Origin of the sequence: Streptococcus sp. E29BA (genome assembly GCF_041807805.1) — a bacterium.
Classification (GTDB): Bacteria; Bacillota; Bacilli; order Lactobacillales; family Streptococcaceae; genus Streptococcus; species Streptococcus entericus.
Window position 1 is genome coordinate 1 of record NZ_JBGTZA010000013.1, and the last position, 19,375, is coordinate 19,375.

A 19,375-nucleotide genomic window follows, 5' to 3' on the forward strand; every position below is an offset into this window, starting at 1 on the left:
TTTGGCTTACAGAACAGCTTTTGAAGCACTATTGAAGGAATTGTGATAAGTGTTGCACTTATTCTTGCAATTTATCTAGTTAAATATACTGACAAACTTCCCCATCTTTATAGGCGTTGTCAATCATGCCGCCGCCAAGGCATTCATCACCATCGTAAAAAACAACAGCTTGACCTGGGGTAATGGCTCGTTGTGGCTCATCAAAGATGACCTCAGCATTGTCGCCTGAAACCTTCACAGTCACTTTACTGTCAGGCTGACGGTAACGGAACTTAGCTGTGCACTCCAAGGTGAATTCTTCTGGCATTTTTTTTGTAAAGTGAACTTGACTGGCTTGTAAACTTGTTGACATTAAGCTATCATGGTAGAAGCCTTGACCAACATAGAGGATATTCTGTGACAAGTCTTTTCCAACAACAAACCAAGGTTGGTTGTCACCACCATGTTGACCCCCAATACCAAGGCCTCCACGTTGACCGATGGTATAATACATGAGACCTGCATGTTCGCCCATATCTCGCCCATCAACGGTCATCATGCGACCTGGCGTCGCTGGTAGATAGTTGCTGAGAAATTCCTTGAAATTTTTCTCCCCGATAAAGCAGATGCCTGTCGAATCTTTCTTTTTAGCGGTCGCAAGGTCTGCCCGCTCTGCGATTGCCCTTACCTCGGACTTCTGCAAATGACCTAGTGGAAACATGGTTTTTTGTAGCTGTTCTTGAGATAGTTGGCTAAGGAAGTAGGTCTGATCCTTACCATTGTCCACTCCACGGAGCATATGAACAGTCCCATCCTTATCGCGTCTCACTTGGGCATAGTGACCTGTCGCCACATAGTCCGCCCCCAAGCTCATAGCATAGTCCAAAAAGGCCTTGAACTTGATTTCCTTGTTGCACATAACATCTGGATTGGGCGTGCGACCCACACGGTACTGAGCTAAAAAATACTCAAAAACACGGTTCCAGTACTCTTTTTCAAAGTTGACTGAGTAGTAGGGAATTCCCAGCTGGTCCGCCACAGCAGCGACATCCTTGTAGTCTTCGGTTGCTGTGCAAAAGCCATTTTCATCGGTGTCGTCCCAGTTTTTCATGAAAATACCAACGACGTCATAGCCCTGTTCTTTTAACAGCAGGGCGGTCACGGAGGAGTCAACCCCCCCGCTCATGCCGACAACGACACGAATCTTGCTATTGTCTGTCATAGATTTCTCCCATCAAATATTTTTTCTTCTGCCAAATGGCAGAGCTGTCAACGGTCGATTTGAAGGTCGATGTTGAGTCTTTATTATAGCACTATTTTCAAGAAAAGAGGAGTAGAACTCCTCACTCTACTCCAATCTGTTAAGCTTTTTCCTGCAAGCGACCCGTCTCGATATAAACCAAGCGCTCACAGATATTGGTCAAGTAATCTGCCATCCGCTCCATGTGGAGCGCGATAGACAAATAATAAGTGCCGCTCAAAACCAAATCAGTCTCCCTGTCCATCCGCCGCCTAACGGTCGCTGATAGAGATTTTCTCTTCTCAACCAAGGCTTCTTCTAACTGTGTGACAACCTGTAATTCCTGCTCTTTTTGATGATTGACCAGAGAGCGAACCAGTCTACATAGATGATGCGCTTGTTGACCCAAGTCAAGCAGAGCACCCTCCAAGTCGGTCGAGCGAGCATGCCCTTGAAGGTTTAGCAAGCACTTTGCCATCAAGGCGCTGTAGTCTCCAATTTTTTCCAAGTCTGAGCTGATTTGCATCCATGACACAATCTGGCGTAAATCTTTCGCAACAGGTTGTTGTCGAGCAATCAGGTGAGCTGCAGCCACTTCGATAGCCAACTGGGTTTGGTTAATCTCAGCATCTTCTGCTAGAATCTGCTCAGCCAGCGCGATATCATCTGTGGCAAGCACTTGATGCACCTTGACAAAACTTTGCTCTGTCAGGTCAAACAACTGATTGACCTGATGTTGTAAATGGTCTAATTCCTCCTGAAATGCTTGTCTCATGAATTCCTCCTTAGCCAAATCGACCTGTCACATACTGCTCTGTTCGCTCGTCTGTTGGTTTGGTAAAAATCTGAGCAGTGTCACCAAACTCACAAACCTCACCCAAAAGGAAAAAGGCTGTTGTGTCTGCTACTCGAGCCGCCTGTTGCATGTTGTGAGTCACCATGATGATGGTATAATCCTTTTTCAAGTCTTGGAGCAAATCCTCGATTTTCAAAGTAGAAATCGGGTCAAGGGCAGACGTTGGCTCATCCATGAGCAAAACTTCTGGCTCGACTGCCAGAGCTCTCGCTATGCAAATGCGCTGCTGCTGACCACCAGATAAGGACCTGGCACTTTTTTTCAACTTGTCCTTAACCTCATCCCAGATAGCCGCCCCGCGTAGACTTTTCTCGACAATCCGATCCAGCTCTGCCTTATCCTGAATACCGTGTGTCCGCGGACCATAGGCAATGTTATCATAGATAGACATGGCAAAGGGATTTGGTTGCTGGAAAACCATACCGACTTTTTTTCGCAGTTGATTAAGATTGAGGGATTTGTCAAAAATATCCTGACCATCTAGGGAAATATGCCCTTCAATTCGGCATCCTGGTACCAAATCATTCATTCGATTGAGGGTCTTGAGAAAGGTCGTCTTGCCACAACCTGAAGGACCAATCAAAGCCGTTACTTGTTTCTCTGGCAAGTGTAAGTTAATGTTTTTCAGAGCTTGAAAATCTCCATAAAAAAGATTCATCTGCTCCACTACAATCTGTCCCATGCTAAATCCCTTTCGTTAATTTCTTGGAGAGTTGGTTAGAAATGGCCTGAATGACCAAGACTGTGACGATGAGGATAACCCCTGTCGCATAGGCTTCTTTCAAATATAGCCCTTCGCTAGAAAGCACATACATGTGAAGAGCCAAGGAACGCCCTGAGTCTAGGAGATTCGTTGGCATGTTGGTTGATGTCCCTAAAGTGTACATAAAAGCGGCAGTCTCTCCGATTATTCGCCCCACGGCCAGTAACACACCTGCTAAAATACCTGGCATGGCTTCTGGGAGAACAATCCTAAAAATCGTTCGAAGCTTTCCAGCTCCGACAGCAAAACTGGCCTGACGGACACTGTCTGGTACAGCAAGCAAGCCTTCTTCTGTCGCTCGAATAATCAAGGGCAGAACCATCAATACTGACGTCAAAATCCCCGACAAGAGTGAATACTGGAACCCACAAAAGATAACGAAGAACAGCATGCCAAAGAGACCAAAGACAATTGACGGTACACCTTGCAGGGTATCTGCAGCCAAACGAATGAAACCAACCACCTTGCTACCTCGGTTGGCGTATTCAACTAAGTAAAACCCTGCAAAAACACCTATTGGAATTGCCAAAAGAAGCGACCCAAGCACTAAGACAAGGGTGGTCACAATAGAGGACAAGAGAGACATGTTGCTTGAGCTGTAAGTCGGAGAAAAAAGTTCTAAACTCAGGTGAGGAAGACCTTTCATCAAAATAAAACCGATGACCAAAAAAAGTGACCCAAACGTTATCAAGGCTGATAGGTAAACGAGACCTCGCAGTAGCTTATTTTTCATCGTTCTGACCTCCTTTTCACCCAGACAAAGCCAGCATTTATCAGCAAAATAAAGAGAAAGAGAACTGCTGCGGTCGTGATTAAGGCTTCTCGATGCTCTCCTGAAGCGTAAGCCATTTCTAACACAATATTGGTCGTCATGGTGCGAACTCCTCGTAACAGACCAGACGGCATGACAGGCTGATTGCCCGCGACTAAGATAACCGCCATGGTCTCACCGATTGCCCGACCAACTCCCAAGATAACGGCAGAAAAAATACCTGATCGAGCCGCTGGCAACATCACCTTAAAGACCGTTCGTTCATGGGAAGCCCCTAGAGCCAGACTAGCAGCATAATCATCTTTCGAAATAGCCCGTAAGGCAGTCTCGGATAGACTGATAATCGTTGGCAAAATCATGATTCCAAGCAAAATCACAGCCGATAAGACGCTTAACCCCGTCCCGCCGTAGGAACGAATCCAAGGAACGATAAACTGCAAACCAAAGAAGCCGTAAACAATCGAAGGGATACCTGCCATAACATTTACAGAAGGTTTCAAGAGACTGTACAGGGCTTTAGGACAAAAATAGACCATAAAAACAGCTGTTAAGACCCCGACAGGGACACCCAGCACAATCGCACCTGCTGTGACCAATAAGGAACCGACAATCATCGGGAGAATGCCATAAGTTGGCGGTAGGTTAGACGGTGACCAATCCGTCCCAAAGAGGAAATCCCCTAGTCCTTGCTTCAGCAAAAATGGCAGAGCATTCCCAAAAATAAAGATTGAAATCACCACAATGGCCAGTACAGACAATAAAGCCGATAAAAAGAAAACACCCTTGAAAAGAGACTCTCGCCTTTCTTGTCCTTTAAGCGTTAAACGCATAAACCTCCTCCTTGAAAAGTTGACAAGACCTTGACAGTTTTGTCAACCTAATTGTATACATCTTATTCGCCAATCTCATTCCAAGTCAGGAGTTTTCCAGTATAAATTTCCTTAACTTCTTGAGCCGTTAGAGATTCTAGCGGGTTATCCTTATTGATTACGACTGCGATGCCATCCAGAGCAATCACATCCGCTGTCAATCCTGGCTTTTCCTTGTCTTTGAGTTCACGAGATACCATGCCGATATCTGCAACTCCTTCATGAACAGCAGTTACGCCAGCTGATGACCCATTTGAGGTGATGTCAATTTTGACATCTGGTTGAAGGACTTGATAAGCCTCTGCCAACTGTTCCATCAGGGGTGTTACCGATGTCGACCCAACGATTGAAATTGTGCCAGATTGAGGTGTAGCCTGATAAGCTTGGCTATCTGTTTTTGCTGCCACGTATTTCTTATCTGTCACGATAGCTTGTCCATCGCTTGAGTGGATAAAGGTGATAAAGTCTTGTGCTTGTTTAGACAAACTCTCCTTCCAAACAATGTTAAAGGGACGTTGAATCGGATAAGTCCCGTCCAAGACAGTTTCGTTGCTCGGTGCGACACCATCAATCTTGACAGCCTTGACAACATCTGTCAGTGACCCTAATGACACATAGCCGATGGCACTCGGATTGCCAGATACCGTTCCCACAACCCCCTCGGTATTGTTTTGAATAGTTGCTGCTTTTGTGGTCTGGTCGACTTCTATATCGCCAGACTTTTCCAGTACACCTGTGATGTCAACAAAAGCACCTCGCGTACCTGAACCGTCCTCACGAGAGACGACCATGATATCTCCGAGATTGGAAGTTCCATCACTTCCCTGATTGCCACAAGCAGCCAGACTAGCGCCTACCAGCAAGACAAAGCCTGCTTTAATAAGTTGTTTCAACATGATTGACCTCTTTCTCATAGCTGAAATTTTTTTGTTGTCAGCTATAAATCTAGTCTATCAAGGTTTTGTAAGGATGATATGCAGTTTTTTGTAAAGATTGTGTAAAGAAAATGCATGGAATCCAAGCTCATGTATTGCTTTCATTTCTTTTTGTCATCGGTAGGTAAACAGTAAATTGGCTGCCATGCCCAACTTGGCTTGCTACCTCTATCCGACCATCCATCGCCAGCAAAAGGCTTTGAACAATCGACAGACCCAGACCTGTTCCTCCTGTTTGTCGACTTCGACCCTTGTTAACGCGATAAAATCGTTCGAATATCCGGTCCAACTCCTCTTCTGGAATACCAATACCTGTATCAGCAACTTCTATCTTAACGTCAGTTTTTTCTTGTGACAAAATGACCCTTATCTGACCACCTCTATCCGTATAGCGAATAGCATTGGTTAAGAGATTGAGTAAAACCTGCGACAGTTTTCCCCTATCTCCGAGATAGGGCAATGACAGATTGTCCACACAGGTAAACTCAAGCTCTTTGGCGAACAGTTGCCCTGATAAACTGGCGGACAAGTCAGAGACCAGTTCACCTATCGTAAACTCCTCTTCTAAGATAGCCGATGGAGATTGCTCCAATCGTGACAAGTCCAGAATATCCTGAACAATCTGCTGCAAACGTTGACTTTCTTGGTAAATAATGGTCAAGAACTGATCCCGAACTGCTTCATCATCCTTGGCACCTGACAGTAAAGTCTCTGCAAAGCCTTTGATAGACGTCACCGGAGTCTTCAACTCATGAGAAACATTGCTGACAAAATCTTGACGTACCTGCTCCAAGCGCCGTAAATGCGTCACATCATAAAAAAGAAGTAACAGTTGGGTCAGTTTAGCGCCCTGCAAGACCGGCGACACAATGACATCCACCGTACGTTCTTCAGGAAAGTAAATATCAATTTCCTGATTCAGCATGACTTTCCTGTCCGAAACTTCTTGAATCAATAGATTGAGTTCAGCTGTTTTATTGATTTGGACAAAGGTCTCTCCTGTCAGTTGACTATCAGGAAAATAGAGCTGCATGGACTGGCTGGCCAAGGTCACCTGTCCTCTAGCGTCCAAGACCAATACACCCACAGATAGATGACGGAGCAAGAGGTCAAGCTGACTTTTCTGATGACTGTATTTCTGCTCAAACACGGCTAACTTTTGACCCAATAAGGTCAGATTTTTTCCCAACTCATTGTAAACAGGCACAGACTGTTGCACGTAGTCTTTGTCGTAAATATTTTGCTGCAATCGATAAAGCTGACGCTCGACTTGCTTAATCGGATGACGCAGATAGCTGACCACCAAAAAGAGGCTCAAAAGATGGCAACTATAAAATGCCCAGGCTAGAGATAGCCAGATATTCCCATCCGCAAAGGGAAGCTTGACGAAGAATAGATGGCAAATACTGATTAAGAGAAGCACGCCGCCCAACCATACCAAGAATCTGCGATAGCTTGAGGGTAAAAAATCTCTCATTCCTTATCTCCCACAAATTTATAACCAAATCCTCGAACTGTTTGGATATAGCGCGGATTTTTGGTATCTAGTTCCAATTTTTCCCGAAGCTTACCGATATGCACATCCACCATACGCGTCTCTCCTGTATAGTCATAGCCCCAGATTTTGTCTAGGAGATGCTCTCGACTGTGCGTACGGTTTGCTCGCTTCATCAAAAAACGAAGGAGCTCAAATTCCTTTGGTGTCAAGCTCAACAATTGACCCGACTGATACACCTCGTGACGTTCTTCAAATAAGGTCAAATCCTGAACCTGTAGCACTCGCTCTGTTTCTTGAGTGCTGCGATGGCTTCGCCGCAAAATAGCCTTCACTCTTGCGATGACTTCCCTTGGACTAAAGGGTTTTGTCATGTAGTCATCTGCTCCCAACTCCAGCCCGATGATTTTATCCAACTCATCATCTCTAGCGGTCAACATGAGAATAGGAGTGTCCACACCAGCCTGACGGAGTTTTTTGCAGACTTCCATACCGTGCAGCTGAGGCAGCATCAAATCCAGAATGATAAAATCAAACTGACCAGAAAGAGCTAATTCCATCCCCTTACGACCATTATCCGCACTGGTAACAGAAAATCCATCTTGCTCTAGCGTATAAACCAAAAGGGTTACAATACTGGGTTCGTCTTCCACCACCAAAATCTTTTTCATCACCATTTTCTCTTTCTAACCCGTAAACTTTACCTTTTTACTGTATCATGGCTTGCTAAAAAGGCTGTAAAGTCAGGCTGTTCTCCTATTTTTTGTGATAATGCAACAAAAAGTTCAACCTTTAATCTAGCAGTTAGTTCATGTTAGTGAACATCAAGCTTTATCAGGCCTTTCAAACGCTTATTTTTATTGTCAATTTAATTGATACTTTTGTCAACTTATTTGTCAAACATGTAAAGCTGGGGATAATGATCACACTCTGGATGTTTAGGGTGACAGATGGCTCGACCAAAGTAAATCATGGCTTGATGAGCTGGCAACCAGAGCTCTGGAGGTAAAATAGCCATGACCCGTTTTTCGATTTCTAAGGGAGTTGCTGTCGACTTGACAATCTTGTGATGTTTACAAATCCTTGACACATGAGTGTCAACAGCAAATGCTGGAATACCAAAACCAACAGACAGCACGACATTAGCTGTCTTTCGTCCGATACCAGACAGACTCTCCAACTCTTCGCGAGTTTGAGGAACTTGCCCATCAAATCGTTCTAAGAGTTGAACAGAGAGCTCGTGCATGAACTTGGCTTTGTTGCGATAAAGCCCTAGTCTGGCAATATAGGGCGCAATCTCATCAGGACTGGCAACAGCAGCCTCTTGAGGACTTGGAAAGCGCTCAAATAAAGCAGGGGTCGCCTTGTTTACCGCTGCATCGGTTGTCTGGGCAGACAGCATGACAGCAACCAGTAGCTCGTAATGGTTTCGAAAGTCCAGACTGGGCTTAGCGTCTGGGAAAAGCGCGATAATCTCCTCGATAACATGACGAGCGTTTTTCTTGGATAAGAGGGGCATATTACATGACCTTTCCATATAAATTATGTTCCTATCTATCATATCAAAAATTACTGAGAAAGTCTTCTGACCTGCCCAAATGTGGTATAATTGAAGCAGTTACAATTCAAGGAGTGCCTTATGAAAACCCTACGTTTCCAGTCAGTTTTTGACATTATCAGTCCGGTCATGATTGGACCGTCATCGAGCCACACAGCAGGTGCTGTTCGTATTGGAAAAATTGTTCATTCTATCTTCGGTGACATCCCTGAGGAGGTCACCTTTCATCTCTATAACTCCTTTGCCAAAACCTATAAAGGACACGGGACTGACTTGGCTCTAGTCGCTGGTATTTTAGGCATGGAAACAGACAATCCAGACATCAAAAATTCTCTCGAAATCGCCCACCAAAAAGGTGTTCGTATCTACTGGGACATCATCAAAGACAGCAATGCCTCTCACCCCAACACGGCAAAAATCACGGTGAAAAAGGGTGACAAGTCCATGAGCATTACAGGTATTTCCATCGGCGGTGGCAATATCGAGGTGACTGAATTGAACGGTTTTTCAGTGTCGCTCAAGATGAATATCCCAACCATTATTATCGTTCATCAGGATATTCCTGGGATGATTGCTCAGGTGGCTGAGATTTTGTCCCAGCATGACATCAACATTGCCCAGATGACGGTGACCCGTGAGGCAGCAGGAGAGAAGGCCATCATGATTATTGAGGTTGACTCCAGAAACTGTCAACAAGCTGTCAATCAGATTATCAACATACCTCACCTACATAATGTCAATTTCTTTGATTAAGTTGACAACCTTGTCAAGAAAGGATTCCTATGTTTTACACCATTAAAGAATTAGTTGAACAGGCAGATCATGATTTCAAGGGCTCTGTGGCCCAACTCATGCTAGCAACCGAGACTGAGCTGACAGGGCGGACAGCTGATGAAAGCCGAGTGATGATGACCAGAAACCTCGAAGTCCTCAAGTCTTCGGTGGTCAACGGCTTGACCGAAAGTAAGTCTCTAAGCGGTCTGACAGGCGGCGATGCCGTTCGTATGGACAAGTACATCCAAGCAGGAAAGACCCTGTCTGATAGCACGGTTTTATATGCGGTCCGAAACGCTATGGCGGTCAATGAGCTCAATGCTAAGATGGGCTTGATTTGTGCAACACCGACAGCTGGCTCAGCAGGTTGCTTGCCTGCAGTGCTCAACGTTGCCATTGACAAATTGCAGCTGACCACTGACCAGCAGTTGGATTTTCTTTTCACCGCAGGGGCTTTTGGTCTGGTCATTGCCAATAACTCCTCCATCTCTGGGGCTGAAGGAGGCTGTCAGGCTGAGGTGGGATCAGCTTCTGCCATGTCAGCGGCTGCCCTGGTCATGGCTGCTGGCGGTACAGCCTTTCAAGCCAGTCAAGCCGTTGCCTTTGTCATCAAAAACATGCTAGGACTGATCTGCGATCCTGTGGCTGGTCTTGTCGAAGTCCCTTGCGTCAAACGAAATGCCCTCGGGGCTTCCTTTGCCCTCATTGCAGCAGATATGGCATTGGCTGGTATCTGCTCACAAATTCCTGTGGATGAGGTAGTCGATGCCATGTATCAGGTTGGTAAGGCTATGCCAACCGCTTTCAAAGAAACTGCCGAGGGCGGTCTAGCCGCCACCCCGACAGGAAAATTCTACAGCAAGGAGATTTTTGGCGAATGAGACAAACCGTCTATCTGGTTCGGCATGCCGAGCCTAACTATGACAATCATGACGATGCAACCAGAGAGCTGACCGCCAAAGGCAAACAGGATTGCCAACTGCTGGTTGACTTCTTTAAGCAAAGACCGATAAATCAGATTGTTTCCAGCCCTTACAAGCGAGCTGTGAAGACCATTCAACCCGTGGCTGATCAGCTGGGACTGTCCATTGAGCTAATGGCTGATTTTCGTGAGCGTAAGATTGACGACGTCTGGATTGAGGACTTCAAAACCTTTACGGCTAACCAGTGGCAGGACTTTGCTTACAAGCACAGCGACAGCGGCGAGTCACTAGCTGAGGTTCAGCACCGAACTATTGCTGCCTTGACGGTTTTGTTGGAAAATAGCCGAGCAGAACAGCTGATTGTCTCGTCGCATGGCACAGCCATCTCAACCATGCTCAATTACTACAATCCTAAATTTGGTCTAGCTGATTTTGAACGAATTAAGACCCTGATGCCCTTTGTGGTTGAGTTAGTTTTTGACAACTTGACACCATTGTCAATCACCCTTTACAACCTCTTTACAGGAGAATCCTATGACTACACTGCTCTTTGATTTGGATGGCACCTTAGTTGACTCTAGTCTGGATATTATTGATAGCTTTCAACATAGTTTTGAGCAAATGGGGCTCGTCTGTCCTGCCCAAGATCAGCTGATGACCTTTATCGGACCTCCCTTACGATTTACCTTCTCACAGTTCTTCAACCATGATACTGAAGTTGACAAGGCAGTCAACTATTTCCGAAACTATTACGAACATCAGGAAATATATCATGATACAGTTTATGCTGGAATAACTGAGCTGTTGATTGCACTGAAAAGCATGGGCTATCAGCTTTTTGTCACTACCAGCAAGCAAGAAGAAGCTGCTAAAAATGTTTTAGGCAAGTTAGGACTATCACATTACTTTACTGGCATTTATGGTGCAACTGCAAGCCATCATCATAAATCAGATGTGATTAGAAGTTGTTTACAAGACTATCAACTTCAGCCAGAAAACTGCTATATCATAGGCGACACCAAGTACGATATGATTGGCGGACGTGAAACAGGTGTTCACCCAATTGGTGTAGCTTGGGGGTTTGGGAATAGACAGGAGCTATTAGACCACGGTGCAGAGGCGATGATGGATAAGCCTGCTGACCTGCTCAGCTATTTTCAATCATCATAAAAAGGAGCTTTTATCGCTCCTTTTCTTTATGACTTATTGCATGCCCCAAGCAGCAAGTCCTTGATTGTTATAGGCGTTGAGGGCAGAGTTGATTTGGTCATCAACAGTTGCCGTTGAACCCCAGCCAGGCATGGTCTGGAAGAGACCAGATGCACCCGAAGCATTTGCAACGTTTGGGTTGCCATTGGACTCACGTGCAATGATGTATTCCCATGTTGCTTGCGGAACACCTGTTGCTGCAGCCATACGAGCTGCTGCTTCCGTTCCCACAGCACCTGCTGTATTTCCATTTGACAAAACTGTTGGATAACTACCTGCTGTATAAGTTGACACGACAGGGGTAAATTGAACAGCCGATTCTGAAACGACTTCAACTGATTCAACGACTGGCTCCTCAGCTATCACCTCAGGTTCAGTAGGCTTTATCTTGATAGAAACCTTAGGCTCAGCTAATTTTAGCTGAGGAGGCAAGGTTGTTAAGAATACGTTTTTTTCTGACTGGCTAGAGGGTACTTTCTGAGTATCCGCCAAAGCAATAGTACGTGGTAAGTCTTGAACAAATAATTTTGTTAGCAATAGGCCAAACGCCAAAATTGAAAAAGCACTTAGAACTGATAGCAATCTTGTTTTCAGATTTTTATGGTTTAATTGAGACATATACCTTATATCCTTTTTTATTTTAGGTAACAAGACTATTCTACGGTCTATATATTACAAAATGATTAAAAAACAGTGTCTAACTATATCAATAAAGTGAAGAACAGGTAAAATGATATATTTTACCTGTTCTTTTTATCTATTATGAGACACAAGATGTAGTTCTTATCATTTATTTCTTCACAATATCTTGTGTTAAAAACTTTTTTGGTCATTTAGTACCAGCCATTAGCCTGCCAAAAGGCAAGGGCTGCCGACCATAATCCATAACGATTTTTAACATATGTGTCAGCCACACGCTCTTGATTTTCTGGAGACAGATCCCCATTCAAATAAGACAAGGTCAATTGATAGCGACCATAATACTGGCCGTTCTGAGCAGTGTAACTGCCGCCTGACTCTTTAAAGGCGATGGTTTCTTTGGTAGCAGCATCTGCTACACTGAGTTGAGACACATAAGAGGTTGATGGCTGATTTTGCACTATTTCTGAAACAGCTGTGACAGATGATGTTTCTTGTTTCTCAGCAGCACCTAATTCCAATGACTGACCAACGTAGATTACATCTGCATTGTCTAATTGGTTCAACTTGACCAAATCTGATACGGTTGTCTTATATGTTTGAGCTAGCTGAGACAGGGTATCACCTGCCTTTACGGTGTAAGTCTCTGCCGAAACATGACATCCATAGGTCATCATTGTAAAAGCAAATGCCGCAAACATGCCTTTAATCAGTTGTTTTTTCGTTATTGTTAATACTGTCATCATGTAACTCCTTTCTGATGAATACCCCTATCTTAACGAAAGTTTTTTACAACAGGATTGAGTTGCAATGACAAATATAACAAAAAGATCATATTTTCTTGCTCGATGAGTTGATGTTAAGAATTTTTAAGGTAAAAAAGAGCGACAGCAAATAACATCATCCCAAAAATAGTAAGGGTGTCTCGGTGTTGCCAAGATAATTGTCGGTATTTTGTCCGACCATCACCCCCCTGATAGCCTCTGGCTTCCATCGCAAGAGCTAAACTCTCAGCCCGCTTAAAACTTGAAGCAAATAAAGGAACCAAAATTGGAATGACTGATTTGACTTTTTGAATCAGGTTTCCTTCTCCAAAATCCACCCCCCTTGCCCTCTGGGCATTCATGATACGTACAGTATCATCCATCAAGGTTGGAACAAAGCGCAAGCTTAACGACAGCATGAGCCCAATCTCATGAGCAGGTACTTTCAGTGGTTTCAAGGGTTTTAACAGACTTTCGACCGCATCTGATAAACTCAAAGAAGTTGTCGTAAGGGTCAATAAGGTTGAAAATAGGATAATCAGCAAAAACCGCGAAAAAATCAACAACGACATCTCAAAGCCCTTATCTGTGATAGTTAAAAACCAAATATTAGCGATTGGATGACCAGCAGAGGTGAAAAAGAGCTGAAACATGGTTGTAAAGGCAATAAGCCCAAGCAGCGGCAGAATGCCTTGGATAAAGTAAGATAGGCTTATCCGAGACAGGAAAACCAAACCAAGGACAAGTGCTAGAGCTAAGACATTTGTGACAAGAGTATTTGCCCAAAAAATGATGAGAATAAACATCATCATCGCCAGCAACTTACTTCGAGGGTCAAGACGATGAAGAACAGACTGCCCTGGAACATAGCGCCCTAAAATCAGTTTGTCCATGACCGCATCACCTCCTTAAACTCATCGATGGTAATTGGTAAACGGTCCATCGCTACACCACGCTCCCTTAGGCGCTGAGCAAAGGTCGTTACTTTTGGTAGGCCAAGTTGTTTTTCAGTTAACAGGTCAACCTTTTGGAAAATCTCTTGGGGAGAACCTGACAGGACTAATCGACCTGCCTCTAGAACATAAACCTGATCCGCGTAGTTAGCGACATCATCCATCAAATGAGTGACTAAAACGATTGTCATTCCTGATGCGTGTAACTGACTAAATAAAGCCATCAAGTCCCTACGTCCTTTAGGATCAAGACCAGCAGTTGGTTCATCTAGAACGAGAACTGTTGGTTCCATTGCTAAAATCCCAGCAATCGCCACTCGACGCATCTGCCCACCAGATAACTCAAAGGGATTTTTTTCAAATAGATCATCTGAAATCCCAACCAGAGCCAACTTTTCCCGAGCAATGCTCTCAGCTTCCTCAGTAGTCTTACCAAAATTTTTCGGACCAAAGGCAACATCTTTTAAAACCGTTTCTTCAAATAATTGACTCTCTGGAAATTGAAAGACCACTCCAACCTGTTGGCGTAACTGCTTGATTGATTTTGGTTTACTCTTGGCTGAAATGGTCACCCCATTAACCTGAACGTCTCCTTTGGTCGGTATATTAAGCCCATTCAGAAGCTGCATCATCGTTGACTTACCGCTACCCGTATGTCCAATAACCGCCGTATAGGACCCATCCAGAATCCCCAAGTCAATATTAAAAAGAGCGCGCCCTTCAAAAGGCGTCCCTTCTTGATAGGTGTAATTTACTCCCCTAAGTGTAATCCCCATAGGTAGTCTTCTAACTCCTTTTCTGATAAATAGCCGAGCTGTTCATCGAGTGCTAACGCCTCAGCCAGCTGACTAGAGAACGGTTTGTCAAGACCTAAGTCAAGCAATTCATCACCTTTGGCAAATAGTTCGCGTGGTGTCGTATCCAGAACCAACTGGCCTTTTTTCATCACCAACACCCGATCACTCAGCGCTACTTCGTCCAAGTCATGGGTAATCGATAAGACCGTTAGATTTGACCGTATTCGCAACTGCTTCATCAGGGTGATTAAGTCCAGCCGACCTTTTGGGTCTAGCATACTGGTCGCTTCATCCAAGATAATAATCTCAGGTTGCAAGGCAAGTGCTCCAGCGATGGCAACACGTTGCTTTTGTCCTCCTGACAAACGCGCAGGCTCCTTGGTTCGATAAGCAGACATTCCAACCAAGTCAAGAGCCTCCGTCACACGTTTTTCCATTTCCTCATGCGATAAGCCTTGATTTTCCAGACCAAATGCCACGTCATCTTCTACTGTTGACCCAACAAATTGATTGTCAGGATTCTGAAAAACAAAGGCGATTTTTCGACGAATCGCCCATATCGTTTCCTCGGACAAAACCTGACCAGCAACTCTAATTTCTCCCGAATGAGCTTCTAATAACCCATCAATCAATCGAACAGCAGTCGATTTGCCACTGCCATTATGTCCGATAATGGATACCCATTCACCTTGTTTCACGTGAAATGAGAGGTTAGCTAGCGCATAATCCTCTCGTTGGGCATCATACTTAAAATAAACTTGTTTAAGATCTATCATCACTGAAAAGTATCCTTGAGCAGGAAACTCGCTCCCTTAAAATAATCGTAGCCAGAGTAAATCGTAAAGAACAAGGCAACATATAACGTTAACTGACCAATCATCGTCCAATGCCATAGCAGGAAAATGACTGATAGCATTTGAGTAACAGTCTTAATCTTACCAGGCATGGCTGCCGCAAGCACTTCGCCTCCAGTTTCAACCAAAAGTAACCGCAGACCCATCACCGCTAGTTCTCGACAGATGATGATAGCAGACACCCAAGCTGGGGCTAAGTCTGCTCCAACTAGCATGATAAAAGCACTCATGACCAGCATTTTATCTGCTAAAGGGTCAGCAAATTTACCAAAATTTGTGACAACTTGCCATTTTCTGGCCAGATAACCATCTAAATAATCGGTCAAGCTTGCCAGAGCAAAAATCACAGCAGCAACACGATACCAGACCAAACCATTTACTGAACCGAAGATGAGAAAGAGAGTAATCATCACGATTCTCATCACCGTTAGAAGGTTAGGTATATTTTCTTTTTTTAACATGAACTAACCCTACTGAATATTAAAGGTCACAATGCTGTAAGCAGTCGCGGTGAGAGCAGTCTTGTCAAGTTCTTGACCGTTAACTTTGATGGTTACCCCTTCAGTAATGCCCATCTCAAGAACAGCTTGAGTTGCACCTTCTGTCAAGGTTGCGGTATAGGTTGGTTGCTCACTGGATAGGGTAACACCTCCTGCAATATCAGATTTACTCAAAGCGACCCAGCTACGCTCTGCTCCTGATAATGATAACTCAACCTTAATCGGTTTTTGAGCAGTTGTCACCGCAACTGTAATTGCTTCACCGCCACCTGTGACTGCCAATTGAGTTGCTGGAGTAGGAGGAGTTGACTCACTAGGAGTTGTTGATACTTCTGAACTTGATGGTGTTGTTGATACTGATGCTACCGTCTCATTGGCCGTATTCGTTTTGGCAGTCAGAAAGTCTGCTAAATAGTTTTTATAAAGCATAAAGCCAGCAAAAATCAAGGTTGCAAGACCCAATAAGGTCAATATTGGACCGAGAAATCTGTTCCCCTTGCCTGAGCTTGATTTTTGAGAATGGCTGTTACGCCCGCTACGGCGAAGCGTTGTTGAGGTCACAGAGGATGGAACATACTCTGGGTCCTCTGATTTGACCAACTCATCAAAACTAGAGACCTTAAATGGTTCCTCAACCTGTTCAACCTGACTTGCCACCTCCGCTACAGGTTCTTCCGTTGTTTCAAACCCTAGATTTGCAAAGTCTAAATCAACAGCCTCAGCGTAGGTTCTCAAGTACTGCTCTAATTTATCTGCATCAATCAATGAAAATTGATCCAACTCGATAGCTAGTAAATTGTGGGTCGCAATTCCTGTTGAGCGCTCAATGGTTTGGAGAGCTAATCCTTTTTTAGTTCTTGCTTCGCGAAGCAAATCTCCAGTCGTTTTATTCATTTGTCGTCTTCCTTTGTTGTGATTAATTCTATTATAGCAAATTTTTCTAACTTATCCAGCCCCTAGAGAGGAAAAATCGTCACTTCTGCAATATCTGCCGAATGAAAGAAAGTCTCTCCGATTAACAAGACGTTCTCAAGAGTCAATTGGTCTAAAATATCAGGCACGTCAAGATAGAAAAGCTCCTGTGTAGAATGTTCTAAAAATGCACTTGCCAATTCATCTGGGCGATCCAGTGACATTAGAAATTCACCATAAAGTTCTTTTTTTAGACTGAATAACCGTTCTTCAGAGACATCCTTACTTGATTTCCCTTTTTTGAGCGCCTGTTTGATTTTGGCTGACATAGCAATCGGCTCGTTAGTATCAAGTAAAACCATGACAAATTGGAATCGCTCATCAACTTCTATCACCACATCAAACGAATCATTAATTTTTCCGTCATCATACCATTGTTGATAAGTCTTTGATGTCCAACCGATTAGCATATTTAGATATAATTTTAAAGCGGTCTTATAAAAGAGGCTACTGTCCTGAATAGGTTCGTGGCGAAAACCAATTCCCAATTTCGGCATATTGACATCTAATTGCAGTGACTGCTTTTTGACAACAGGTTGATAAGAAATAGCAGAGCGTGATACCCTAACCGGTGTCTGTTGTATCATCTGGCTTGTCAAGTCTGTCAATCTTTTATAAACGACATTTTCATCCACATCCCCAATAACAACAAGGGTCATCCCTTCTGGTCGATAAAAGGTCTCAAAGGCATTTGACAAATCTGTCAACGTTATCTTGGCTATGCTGTCAACTTTTCCAGCCAAATCAACCGCTAAAGGTGTCTCAGGAAAAAGACCTGCTAACAAACTGCTGTAAAGCCTGTAATCAGGATCATCCTGATACATGTCAATCTCTTGACTAATGATTGATTGTTCTTTTTTGATAGAATTTTCTGTAAACCTTGGTTGACTTACCAAATCAATCAGCAGCTCTAAATTTTCATTCAGCTGATCAACGCTTGAGAAAAAATAATTAGTGGTTGTAAAGCTTGTAAAAGCATTTGAATCAGAACCAAGTCCTGTAAACTTCTGAGAAAAATCCTGCTTCCCATTATTCTCAAATACCTGATGCTCTAAAAAATGAGCTAGTCCAGCGCCTGTGGCTATCTTTTGATCATTTACTGTAAACTCAGTGTCAATCCCACCAAACCTAACAGATAACATCCCTATGTTTTCTTTAAAACCCGACTTAGGAATAACGATTAGGCGTAGCCCAGAAGGTAGAATCCCTTGATAAATGGTCTCATTTAAGTGTGGAAAGGCTATCTGCTCTAATGCCATTATTGCTCCCCCTCCATAAAATAAACTGCTTGCAACTTTATCTTATTCGCCAAGCGAACAATATCTTGCTTGCTCACTGCCTGAACCTCTTGCTGAAATTCTGACAAAGTCTTCGCTTTCTCTCCAAAAACAGACCGATTATAGGCTAACTCAATCAGAGATTTGGCATAATCTTCGGACAAGGCTGCGCTATTGACCAGCATTTTCTTGGTTTTCTTCACTAAATCACTGGTAAAACGCCCTGATTTCAAGGCATGGAGTTGTTTGGTCACGAGCTGCATCACACGCTGACGCTGGTCTCGATCAATTCCTGTCTGAATCTTCAAAACAGACTGAAAAGGTTCTAAATGACTCGAAATTGTGTAGGCCAGCCCTGCTTTTTCCCGTAACTCTGTAAATAAAAGAGAGTGCGGAAATAGTCCCAATAAACCATTGGCGACGAGGAGCGAAGCGTAATCTTCTCCACCATAGACCGAGGGCACATGGTAAGCCAGGTCCAACACAGACTGATTGGCCTGCTTCGTTTCTAATTTTTCTCGTGTAATATTGGTTAGATCTTGTTGGTACTGGTAGTTCAAAGAGACCTGACGAGGAGAAAAAGGCAACTGATGAAGCCCTTGTAATATTTTATACTCATCAATCTTACCCACTAAAAAAATATCAATACGGTCTTCCCTCAACATGCGCTGAAATTCCTGAAAAGCAGTGTAGGAATTCTCCTTGGCAACCTGTTCAGGTGTTGAATAGCTAGATTGTTTGAGGCTATTATGCGTAAAATAAAGCTGGTCTAGTTCCAAATCGCTGTAGTAAAAAATATCTTCCTTATCTGCTTCAAGGTAGTTAATCAGATTAGCCTTTTCCATGTCAAAGATACTTGTTTGATACTGCTCGACCGTCCGTAAAGGATTGAACAAAATACTGCGTAAGAGAGCCATCAATTCATTGACCGTGTCCTCACCACCCAGAGCAAATTCACTTCCCACAGCACTGAGGTCGAGGTCCACCAGATGAACCAAGCCTTTCGTAGTCACTTTAGTGGATAAGCCTGCCCCATAGAGCTCAGCTAATTTTTGACGAAGTAATCGTGGGCTGGGGTAATCAGAAGTCGCTGTTGCTAGCATCTGTGCTACCAGAGCTCGTCTGGCCTTATTCACCTTACTCACATCTGCTGAAAATCGGCAAGTCAGATGGTTGGTCTTAAATTTTTCTGTCTGAACAACGTGTAGGTAAACACCGTCAACAATCTGCATAGCTTCCTTTTCCT

Annotated in this window: 22 protein-coding genes; 4 read left to right on the forward strand and 18 right to left on the reverse strand. The window is 43.9% G+C overall.

Annotated features, from left to right (window positions below; all coding sequences use genetic code 11):
* Window positions 1–79: 79 nt before the first annotated feature.
* The 9 genes from mnmA to nth all read right to left on the reverse strand — a co-directional run bounded on the left by mnmA (window position 80) and on the right by nth (window position 8,428).
* Window positions 80–1,201: a tRNA 2-thiouridine(34) synthase MnmA gene (gene mnmA / locus ACERC8_RS04345; protein WP_373658671.1), complete on the reverse strand. Its 1,122-nt coding sequence runs from the start codon at window positions 1,199–1,201 to the stop codon at window positions 80–82.
* 139 nt (window positions 1,202–1,340) lie between these two features.
* Entirely contained in the window at window positions 1,341–1,994 is a 654-nt protein-coding gene (gene phoU, locus ACERC8_RS04350; RefSeq protein WP_373658672.1) for a phosphate signaling complex protein PhoU, read from the reverse strand.
* A gap of 10 nt (window positions 1,995–2,004) precedes the next feature.
* Window positions 2,005–2,757 (reverse strand): phosphate ABC transporter ATP-binding protein PstB, encoded by a 753-nt coding sequence (pstB, locus tag ACERC8_RS04355; protein WP_373658674.1) that lies wholly within the window; start codon window positions 2,755–2,757, stop codon window positions 2,005–2,007.
* Window position 2,758: 1 nt separating this feature from the next.
* The gene (gene pstA / locus ACERC8_RS04360) at window positions 2,759–3,571 is read right to left on the reverse strand and encodes a phosphate ABC transporter permease PstA (RefSeq protein WP_373658675.1); all 813 of its coding nucleotides are present in this window, start codon (window positions 3,569–3,571) and stop codon (window positions 2,759–2,761) included.
* On the reverse strand, window positions 3,568–4,440 hold the full coding sequence (gene pstC / locus ACERC8_RS04365; protein ID WP_373658676.1) for a phosphate ABC transporter permease subunit PstC: 873 nt from the start codon (window positions 4,438–4,440) through the stop codon (window positions 3,568–3,570). Before pstC ends, pstA begins: the two co-directional genes overlap by 4 nt.
* 62 nt (window positions 4,441–4,502) lie before the next feature.
* Window positions 4,503–5,378: a substrate-binding domain-containing protein gene (locus ACERC8_RS04370; protein WP_373658727.1), complete on the reverse strand. Its 876-nt coding sequence runs from the start codon at window positions 5,376–5,378 to the stop codon at window positions 4,503–4,505.
* A gap of 124 nt (window positions 5,379–5,502) precedes the next feature.
* Window positions 5,503–6,891 carry a two-component system histidine kinase PnpS gene (gene pnpS, locus ACERC8_RS04375; protein WP_373658677.1) on the reverse strand — a complete coding sequence of 463 codons (1,389 nt, stop codon included), beginning with the start codon at window positions 6,889–6,891 and terminating at the stop codon, window positions 5,503–5,505.
* Entirely contained in the window at window positions 6,888–7,580 is a 693-nt protein-coding gene (locus ACERC8_RS04380; RefSeq protein ID WP_373658678.1) for a response regulator transcription factor, read from the reverse strand. Before ACERC8_RS04380 ends, pnpS begins: the two co-directional genes overlap by 4 nt.
* Before the next feature lie 218 nt (window positions 7,581–7,798).
* Window positions 7,799–8,428, reverse strand: coding sequence for an endonuclease III (nth, locus tag ACERC8_RS04385; RefSeq protein ID WP_373658728.1), 630 nt, complete (start codon window positions 8,426–8,428; stop codon window positions 7,799–7,801).
* A gap of 120 nt (window positions 8,429–8,548) precedes the next feature.
* On the opposite strand from nth, the gene sdaAB reads away from it, so the two are divergent.
* Genes sdaAB through ACERC8_RS04405 form a run of 4 tightly spaced genes read left to right on the forward strand, consistent with a single transcriptional unit; the run spans window position 8,549 to window position 11,334 of the window.
* Window positions 8,549–9,220: an L-serine ammonia-lyase, iron-sulfur-dependent subunit beta gene (gene sdaAB / locus ACERC8_RS04390; protein ID WP_373658679.1), complete on the forward strand. Its 672-nt coding sequence runs from the start codon at window positions 8,549–8,551 to the stop codon at window positions 9,218–9,220.
* A 29-nt stretch (window positions 9,221–9,249) separates the two neighbouring features.
* Window positions 9,250–10,122 (forward strand): L-serine ammonia-lyase, iron-sulfur-dependent, subunit alpha, encoded by an 873-nt coding sequence (gene sdaAA, locus ACERC8_RS04395; RefSeq protein ID WP_373658680.1) that lies wholly within the window; start codon window positions 9,250–9,252, stop codon window positions 10,120–10,122.
* A complete protein-coding gene (locus ACERC8_RS04400; protein WP_373658681.1) occupies window positions 10,119–10,718 on the forward strand; it encodes a histidine phosphatase family protein in 600 nt (199 codons plus the stop codon). Before sdaAA ends, ACERC8_RS04400 begins: the two co-directional genes overlap by 4 nt.
* Complete coding sequence (locus ACERC8_RS04405) at window positions 10,699–11,334, forward strand: HAD-IA family hydrolase (RefSeq protein ID WP_373658682.1); 636 nt, start codon at window positions 10,699–10,701, stop codon at window positions 11,332–11,334. The genes ACERC8_RS04400 and ACERC8_RS04405 overlap by 20 nt, the downstream gene beginning before the upstream one ends.
* A gap of 33 nt (window positions 11,335–11,367) precedes the next feature.
* Here ACERC8_RS04405 and ACERC8_RS04410 read toward each other — a convergent pair whose 3' ends face one another.
* The 9 genes from ACERC8_RS04410 to yfmF form a co-directional block, all read right to left on the reverse strand.
* On the reverse strand, window positions 11,368–11,910 hold the full coding sequence (locus ACERC8_RS04410; RefSeq protein WP_373658684.1) for a transglycosylase SLT domain-containing protein: 543 nt from the start codon (window positions 11,908–11,910) through the stop codon (window positions 11,368–11,370).
* A 296-nt stretch (window positions 11,911–12,206) separates the two neighbouring features.
* Entirely contained in the window at window positions 12,207–12,755 is a 549-nt protein-coding gene (locus ACERC8_RS04415; protein ID WP_373658685.1) for a LysM peptidoglycan-binding domain-containing protein, read from the reverse strand.
* Between the two features lie 116 nt (window positions 12,756–12,871).
* Window positions 12,872–13,669, reverse strand: a complete 798-nt coding sequence (locus ACERC8_RS04420; protein ID WP_373658686.1) for an energy-coupling factor transporter transmembrane protein EcfT — start codon at window positions 13,667–13,669, stop codon at window positions 12,872–12,874.
* Window positions 13,657–14,505 (reverse strand): energy-coupling factor transporter ATPase, encoded by an 849-nt coding sequence (locus ACERC8_RS04425; protein WP_373658688.1) that lies wholly within the window; start codon window positions 14,503–14,505, stop codon window positions 13,657–13,659. Before ACERC8_RS04425 ends, ACERC8_RS04420 begins: the two co-directional genes overlap by 13 nt.
* Entirely contained in the window at window positions 14,481–15,302 is an 822-nt protein-coding gene (locus tag ACERC8_RS04430) for an energy-coupling factor transporter ATPase (protein WP_373658689.1), read from the reverse strand. Before ACERC8_RS04430 ends, ACERC8_RS04425 begins: the two co-directional genes overlap by 25 nt.
* Window positions 15,302–15,841 (reverse strand): CDP-diacylglycerol--glycerol-3-phosphate 3-phosphatidyltransferase, encoded by a 540-nt coding sequence (gene pgsA, locus ACERC8_RS04435; protein ID WP_373658690.1) that lies wholly within the window; start codon window positions 15,839–15,841, stop codon window positions 15,302–15,304. The genes ACERC8_RS04430 and pgsA overlap by 1 nt, the downstream gene beginning before the upstream one ends.
* Window positions 15,842–15,850: 9 nt before the next feature.
* Entirely contained in the window at window positions 15,851–16,774 is a 924-nt protein-coding gene (locus tag ACERC8_RS04440; protein WP_373658691.1) for a helix-turn-helix domain-containing protein, read from the reverse strand.
* A gap of 62 nt (window positions 16,775–16,836) precedes the next feature.
* Entirely contained in the window at window positions 16,837–18,111 is a 1,275-nt protein-coding gene (yfmH, locus tag ACERC8_RS04445) for an EF-P 5-aminopentanol modification-associated protein YfmH (RefSeq protein ID WP_373658692.1), read from the reverse strand.
* Window positions 18,111–19,361, reverse strand: coding sequence for an EF-P 5-aminopentanol modification-associated protein YfmF (yfmF, locus tag ACERC8_RS04450; RefSeq protein ID WP_373658730.1), 1,251 nt, complete (start codon window positions 19,359–19,361; stop codon window positions 18,111–18,113). The genes yfmH and yfmF overlap by 1 nt, the downstream gene beginning before the upstream one ends.
* Window positions 19,362–19,375: the final 14 nt, after the last annotated feature.

What these genes read in the sequence shown, in the direction of transcription:
- pnpS (WP_373658677.1), bottom strand. Translation starts at nt 6,891, where the DNA reads ATGAGAGATTTTTTACCCTCAAGCTATCGCAGATTCTTGGTATGGTTG.
- pgsA (WP_373658690.1), bottom strand. Translation starts at nt 15,841, where the DNA reads ATGTTAAAAAAAGAAAATATACCTAACCTTCTAACGGTGATGAGAATC.
- ACERC8_RS04415 (WP_373658685.1), bottom strand. Translation starts at nt 12,755, where the DNA reads ATGACAGTATTAACAATAACGAAAAAACAACTGATTAAAGGCATGTTT.
- ACERC8_RS04400 (WP_373658681.1), top strand. Translation starts at nt 10,119, where the DNA reads ATGAGACAAACCGTCTATCTGGTTCGGCATGCCGAGCCTAACTATGAC.
- pstC (WP_373658676.1), bottom strand. Translation starts at nt 4,440, where the DNA reads ATGCGTTTAACGCTTAAAGGACAAGAAAGGCGAGAGTCTCTTTTCAAG.
- yfmF (WP_373658730.1), bottom strand. Translation starts at nt 19,361, where the DNA reads ATGCAGATTGTTGACGGTGTTTACCTACACGTTGTTCAGACAGAAAAA.
- ACERC8_RS04380 (WP_373658678.1), bottom strand. Translation starts at nt 7,580, where the DNA reads ATGAAAAAGATTTTGGTGGTGGAAGACGAACCCAGTATTGTAACCCTT.
- pstA (WP_373658675.1), bottom strand. Translation starts at nt 3,571, where the DNA reads ATGAAAAATAAGCTACTGCGAGGTCTCGTTTACCTATCAGCCTTGATA.
- sdaAA (WP_373658680.1), top strand. Translation starts at nt 9,250, where the DNA reads ATGTTTTACACCATTAAAGAATTAGTTGAACAGGCAGATCATGATTTC.
- mnmA (WP_373658671.1), bottom strand. Translation starts at nt 1,201, where the DNA reads ATGACAGACAATAGCAAGATTCGTGTCGTTGTCGGCATGAGCGGGGGG.
- ACERC8_RS04430 (WP_373658689.1), bottom strand. Translation starts at nt 15,302, where the DNA reads ATGATAGATCTTAAACAAGTTTATTTTAAGTATGATGCCCAACGAGAG.
- sdaAB (WP_373658679.1), top strand. Translation starts at nt 8,549, where the DNA reads ATGAAAACCCTACGTTTCCAGTCAGTTTTTGACATTATCAGTCCGGTC.
- ACERC8_RS04440 (WP_373658691.1), bottom strand. Translation starts at nt 16,774, where the DNA reads ATGAATAAAACGACTGGAGATTTGCTTCGCGAAGCAAGAACTAAAAAA.
- ACERC8_RS04405 (WP_373658682.1), top strand. Translation starts at nt 10,699, where the DNA reads ATGACTACACTGCTCTTTGATTTGGATGGCACCTTAGTTGACTCTAGT.
- ACERC8_RS04420 (WP_373658686.1), bottom strand. Translation starts at nt 13,669, where the DNA reads ATGGACAAACTGATTTTAGGGCGCTATGTTCCAGGGCAGTCTGTTCTT.
- pstB (WP_373658674.1), bottom strand. Translation starts at nt 2,757, where the DNA reads ATGGGACAGATTGTAGTGGAGCAGATGAATCTTTTTTATGGAGATTTT.
- phoU (WP_373658672.1), bottom strand. Translation starts at nt 1,994, where the DNA reads ATGAGACAAGCATTTCAGGAGGAATTAGACCATTTACAACATCAGGTC.
- nth (WP_373658728.1), bottom strand. Translation starts at nt 8,428, where the DNA reads ATGCCCCTCTTATCCAAGAAAAACGCTCGTCATGTTATCGAGGAGATT.
- yfmH (WP_373658692.1), bottom strand. Translation starts at nt 18,111, where the DNA reads ATGGCATTAGAGCAGATAGCCTTTCCACACTTAAATGAGACCATTTAT.
- ACERC8_RS04425 (WP_373658688.1), bottom strand. Translation starts at nt 14,505, where the DNA reads ATGGGGATTACACTTAGGGGAGTAAATTACACCTATCAAGAAGGGACG.